The sequence below is a fragment of the Cellulomonas septica genome (genome assembly GCF_012396155.1).
Classification (GTDB): Bacteria; Actinomycetota; Actinomycetes; order Actinomycetales; family Cellulomonadaceae; genus Cellulomonas; species Cellulomonas septica.
The window spans coordinates 1-5,600 of sequence record NZ_JAAXOY010000185.1 but is presented as its reverse complement, the minus strand read 5'-3'; the positions used below and the strand labels follow the sequence as shown (position 1 = coordinate 5,600).

Here is a 5,600-nt window from a genome sequence, read left to right as displayed (position 1 = left end):
CTGGCTGCGCGCCACGGCCGTGACCGCCGTCGCCGTGGTGGCGTTCGCGGGGACCGCCGCCGCGTCGCTCTACGTCCGGCTGCGCGGCAACGTCGAGACGGTCGACACGAGCGGCCTCGTCGACGTGCCGCTCCCCACCGACACCGCGCCGCCCGACCCCGACGACCCGAACGCCGGGCGCGCCGTGAACCTGCTGGTGATCGGGTCGGACGACCGCAGCGGCGAGAACGGCACGATCGGCGGGTACGTCGACGGGCAGCGGTCCGACACGACGCTGCTCGTCCACCTGTCCGCCGACCGCGAGCGCGTCGACGTCGTCTCGATCCCCCGCGACTCGCGCGTCGACATCCCCGCGTGCAACCTCACCGGCGGTGGCGCGATCGAGCCGCGTCGGGGCAACTTCAACGACGCCTTCGCGCTCGGCTGGGACCACGGCCACGACCTCGAGTCGGCCGCGGCCTGCACGATCATGACCGTCTACGAGAACACCGGGATCCTCGCCGAGCACACCGTGATCGTGGACTTCAGCGGGTTCCAGGGCATGGTCGACGCGATCGGCGGGGTGTCGATCTGCGTGCCCGCCGACATCGACGCCGACTACGTCGACCTGACGCTCGCCGCAGGGCAGCACCACCTCGACGGGCCGACGGCGCTCAACTTCGCGCGCGCCCGCAAGGGCAAGGGGCTGGGCGACGGGTCCGACACCAACCGCATCGGCAACCAGCAGCGCCTCGTCGCGGCGATGGTCGACGAGGTGTTCGCGAAGAACGTGCTCACCGACGTGCCCGAGCTCGTCGGCTTCCTCGGCGCGGCGACGCAGTCGCTCACCGTCGACCCCGCGCTCAAGGACTCGATGATCGGCCTGGCGTTCAGCCTCCGGTCCGTCCGCGCGGAGAACATCACGTTCCTGACCGTGCCGTTCGTCGACAGCACGGAGAAGCGCTACAAGGTCGACTGGACCGCCGAGGCGGACACCCTCTGGGCGAACCTCCTCGCCGACCGCCCGCTCACGCCGGCGTCCGCTCCGCCTCCCGGCACGGACGACCCCGGGGCCGCGGGTGACGCGGGGGGCACCGGAGGCACGGACGACGCAGGCGGGGCGGCCGGTGCGACGACCGCACCCCCAGGGACGCCCGTCCCGTCGCAGACCAGGAAGGCCGGTCACGAGCCGTTCACCGTGAACGACACGACCGCGGTCTGCGCCTGACCCCGGTCGACCCTCGCTCGCCGGACCGGCGAGGACCGTCTAGAGGACCCTCACGCCGCCCGCGCGGGCGGCCGCGACGACTCGTGCGCGTCGACCGCGCGTCAGCCCGACCACTGCGACCCGTCGTCGGTCCCTGAGCGTGAAGGTCACGCGGCGCCCCGCGTCACCGACCGTGGCGATGTCGCCCCATGCATGGGTCATGCCGATGGCACGGGAGACGAAGTAGCGAAGGAACGGCCCGCGGAACCAGATGCCCTCGTCGTCGACCTGCAGACCGACGAGCGGCCACGTCGCCGAGAACCGCAGCGGGACGCGGAGACCGACACGGAACCGCTGATCCTCCACGCTCTCCCTCGTCCGGGCGGTGCCGACCCTCGACCGCGCCCGTCCAGGCACCATCGGCTGGCGGGAGCAGCGACTTGACGTCGGGACCTCCACCGCCCCGTTCGCCACACGGACGGTCCCGGGCGGGGACGCACGCCGACGGTGCGCGATGCGCCCGTCGGTCGACCCCGGCGTCAGCCGGCGTCCGGGTCCTGCTGGGCGTGGCGGTCGAGGAAGGCGTAGACCTCCGTCGCGTCGACGCCGGGGAAGGCGCCGGTCGGCAGGGCGGAGAAGACCTGCTGGTGGATGCGCGCGCTGGGCCACGAGGCGTCGGCCCAGCGGGCGGTGGCGTCGGCGGGCGGGCGGCGGCAGCACGCCTCGTCGGGGCAGGCCGAGCGGTGCCGGACGGTCGTGTCGCGGCCGCGGAACCACGTCGCCGACGCGAACGGCACGCCGACGGCGAGCGCGACCTTGCCGGTCGTCGCCCAGCCGGTCTGGGTCGAGCACCAGAACGTCCCGGCCGGGGTGTCGGTGAGCTGGTACGACTCGGTGGCCTGGTCGCGGCGGGCGAGCGCGCGGCGCACGCCCCAGCGGCGGCACACCATCTGGCCCTCGATCGCGCCGGTGACGTCTGTCGGCAGGACGAGGCCGTCGTTGGCGTAGGCACGGAAGATCGCGCCGTCCTCGGCGACGCGCAGGAAGTGCACGCGGATACCGAGGTGGTGCGTCGCGAGGCTGGTGAACCGCTGCGCGGCGGCCTCGTGCGTCACGCCGAACGCGTCGCGGAAGTCCTCGATCGCGAGGTCCTTGGCGCGCTTGCGCTCCTCGAGGAACCCGACGGCCGCCGACTGCGGCATGAGGCAGCACGACGCGAAGTAGGTGATCTCGAGCCGCTGGCGCAGGAACGCCTCGTACGACGTGGGCCGCTCGTGGCCGAGGACGCGGTGCGCGATCGCCTGCAGCGCGAGCGAGCGCAGGCCGTGCCCGCCGGGGGTCGACGCGGGCGGCAGGTAGATGCGGCCGTTCGCGAGGTCGGTGACGGTGCGGGTCGAGTGCGGCAGGTCGTCGACGTGCCGGATCGTCAGGCCGAGCTGCTCGGCCATGCGCGACACCGTGCGGTGCGTGAGGGCGCCCGACGTGTACCCGGCGCGGCGGGCCATGTCCTCCGCGAGCGCCTCCAGGTCGGGCAGGTAGTTGTCGCGGGCCTGACGCTCGAGGCGCAGCTGCGTGTTGGCGCGACGGGCCTCCTCGGGGGTCGCGACGGCCTCGGTCGCGCGGCGGGTGAGCTCGGTGTGCAGGCCGACGAGCTGCTCGAGGACGGGCGTCGGCAGGCTGCGGTTGGGGCGGACCGTCGGGAGGCCGAGCTGCGCGAACTCGGGCGTCTGCTGGGCGCGGTCGAGGGCGATCTCCAGGGCGGCGCGGCGGGTGGGCGGCTCGTCGTCGAGCAGGTCCGGGACGGTCACACCGAGCGCGTCGGCGAGGTCGCGCAGGAGGGCGAGGCGGGGTTCGCGGCGGCCGTTCTCGACCAGCGACAGCAGGCTCGGGGTGACGCCGACGGCCTTGCCGAGCTGGTCGAGGGTCATCCCGCGCGCGGTGCGGGCGTGCCGGAGGCGTCGTCCGAGGGTCAGGGCGTCCGCGGCCGGGACGTTGCTCATCCCTTCACGATATGTCAAGAACGGACGAACTTGACACCGTCTGCGGTCGGCAGACCCCCGGGGGTTGACGTGAGGATCGAAGGGAGACGTTCCTTCGTCCCCTCGTCCTCGTCTGGAGCACCCGATGACCGTGACCACGCTGCCGCCCGCCCGCACCGACGCGCCCGTGCGCGACCTGCGCGCGTGGGTCGCCGACGTCGCCGACCTCACCGAGCCCGACGCGGTCGTCTGGTGCGACGGGTCCCACGCGGAGCGTGACGCCCTGATCGCGCGCATGGTCGAGACGGGCACGCTCCTGCCGCTCGACCCGGTGCTGCGGCCCGGCAGCTACCTCGCGCGGTCCGACCCCTCCGACGTGGCCCGCGTCGAGTCGCGCACGTTCATCTGCTCGCGCTCGGAGACCGACGCCGGCCCGACGAACAACTGGCGCGACCCCGACGCGATGCGCACCGAGCTCGCGGGCGTCTTCGCCGGGTCGATGCGCGGGCGCACCATGTACGTCGTCCCGTTCTCGATGGGTCCCGTCGGCGGGCCGATCTCGCAGGTCGGGGTGCAGCTCACGGACTCGCCGTACGTCGTCGTCGGCATGGGCACGATGACGCGCGTGAGCCGCGCGGTCGTCGACCTGATCGACGGCGGTGCGCCCTTCGTCCCCGCGGTGCACTCGGTCGGCATGCCGCTGCGGACCGCCGACGGGACGGAGCGGCCGGACGTCCCCTGGCCCTGCGACGACACCAAGTACATCGCCCACTTCCCCGAGACCCGCGAGATCTGGTCGTACGGGTCGGGCTACGGCGGCAACGCCCTGCTCGGCAAGAAGTGCTTCGCGCTGCGCATCGCGTCCGTCATGGGCCGCGACGAGGGCTGGCTCGCCGAGCACATGCTGCTGGTCCGCGTCACGTCGCCGCAGGGCCGCCGGTACCACGTCGCCGCCGCGTTCCCGTCGGCGTGCGGCAAGACGAACCTCGCGATGCTCACGCCCACGCTGCCCGGGTGGCGCGTCGAGACGCTCGGCGACGACATCGCGTGGCTGCGCCCCGGCCCCGACGGGACGCTGCGGGCGATCAACCCCGAGGCCGGGTTCTTCGGCGTCGCGCCCGGCACGTCGGTCGCGACCAACCCCGCCGCGATCGCGACGCTCGACCGGGACACGATCTTCACCAACGTCGCGCTCACCCCCGACGGCGACGTCTGGTGGGAGGGCCTGACGCCCGAGCCGCCCGAGGGGCTCGTCGACTGGACCGGTCAGCCGTGGACGCCCGACTCCGGCCGCCCCGCCGCGCACCCGAACTCGCGGTTCACCGTCGCCGCCGCGCAGTGCCCGACGATCGCCGACACGTGGGAGGACCCCGACGGCGTCCCGCTCGACGCGATCGTGTTCGGCGGACGCCGGGCCACCAACGTCCCGCTCGTCGTGCAGGCGCACGACTGGGAGCACGGCGTCTTCCTCGGCGCGACGATCTCCTCCGAGCAGACCGCCGCCGCCGAGGGGACCGTCGGCGAGCTCCGCCGCGACCCCTTCGCGATGCTGCCGTTCTGCGGGTACGACATGGCCGACCACTGGGCGCACTGGCTCCGCGTCGGGTCCACGCTCGACCCCGCGACGCGGCCGCTGATGTTCCAGGTCAACTGGTTCCGCAAGGACGCGTCGGGCCGCTACCTGTGGCCCGGGTTCGGGGAGAACATCCGCGTGCTCGCGTGGATCGTGGCGCAGGTGGACCGCGCACGCGGGGCGCGGACCGACGTCGGCGCGACGCCCAGCCCGGTGGGCCTGCTGCCCGCGCCGGGTGCGCTCGACGTCACCGGCCTCGACCTGCCCGACGACGACCTGGCGGCGCTCCTCGACGTCGACCCCGCGACATGGTCGGTCGAGGCGGACCTCACGGAGGACTTCCTCGCGGGGTTCGGCGACCGCGTCCCCGATGCCCTCCACGCCCAGCTCGCGGCCCTCCGCACCCGGCTGACTTCGTCCTGACGCGGCGGCCCTCCGCCGGCGATACCGACATGGCTGCCGTTCCGAGGCCACGAACGGCACCCATGTCGGTCTCAACCACGCGGCGCGCGGGGAGTCGTCGCGGGCGCCGTCGGGGGGCGCGACGCCGTCGGGGAGTCGTCGGGAGTAGTCGCGCCGTCGTCGGGAGTCGTCGCGGCGTCGGCTCGGCCGGTGTCCGCCGGGCCGGGCGGGTCAGGGGTGGTCGGTGCGGAGGCGCGCGTGCAGGTGCATGTCGTGGTGGCCGTCGGCGTGCAGCGCGTGGCCGCGTCGCACTCCCTCGGCCCGGCAGCCCAGCAGCTCCGCGACACGGCACGACGCGTCGTTGCGCGTCGAGTGCTCGACCTCGACACGGTGCAGGCCGAGCTCGTCGAACGCCCAGCGCAGCGCCTCGGCACCCGCCCGCACGGCGACGCGGTGGCCG

5 protein-coding genes are annotated in these 5,600 nt (G+C 74.1%); 2 read left to right on the top strand and 3 right to left on the bottom strand.

Translation table 11 applies throughout. The features are described from left to right. Positions 1–1,207 (top strand): LCP family protein (locus HGA02_RS08920; protein ID WP_343035396.1); only part of this gene is annotated, 1,207 nt, incomplete at its 5' end. Positions 1,208–1,246: 39 nt separating this feature from the next. On the opposite strand, the gene HGA02_RS08915 is transcribed toward HGA02_RS08920, so the two are convergent. Both HGA02_RS08915 and HGA02_RS08910 read right to left on the bottom strand, forming a co-directional pair. Next, complete coding sequence (locus HGA02_RS08915; RefSeq protein ID WP_168678713.1) at positions 1,247–1,552, bottom strand: hypothetical protein; 306 nt, start codon at positions 1,550–1,552, stop codon at positions 1,247–1,249. Positions 1,553–1,725: 173 nt separating this feature from the next. Beyond that, a complete protein-coding gene (locus HGA02_RS08910) occupies positions 1,726–3,186 on the bottom strand; it encodes a helix-turn-helix transcriptional regulator (protein ID WP_168678712.1) in 1,461 nt (486 codons plus the stop codon). A gap of 124 nt (positions 3,187–3,310) precedes the next feature. Here HGA02_RS08910 and HGA02_RS08905 point away from each other — a divergent pair, with 124 nt between their 5' ends. Next, a complete protein-coding gene (locus HGA02_RS08905) occupies positions 3,311–5,161 on the top strand; it encodes a phosphoenolpyruvate carboxykinase (GTP) (protein ID WP_168678711.1) in 1,851 nt (616 codons plus the stop codon). Positions 5,162–5,371: 210 nt separating this feature from the next. Here the strand turns inward: HGA02_RS08905 and HGA02_RS08900 are convergent. Next, positions 5,372–5,600, bottom strand: a 229-nt coding sequence (locus HGA02_RS08900) for a GNAT family N-acetyltransferase (protein WP_168678710.1), incomplete at its 5' end; no start/stop codon positions are given.

Excerpts from the sequence above, each read along its gene's own strand:
- HGA02_RS08905 (WP_168678711.1), top strand. The coding sequence starts at position 3,311 with ATGACCGTGACCACGCTGCCGCCCGCCCGCACCGACGCGCCCGTGCGC.
- HGA02_RS08910 (WP_168678712.1), bottom strand. The coding sequence starts at position 3,186 with ATGAGCAACGTCCCGGCCGCGGACGCCCTGACCCTCGGACGACGCCTC.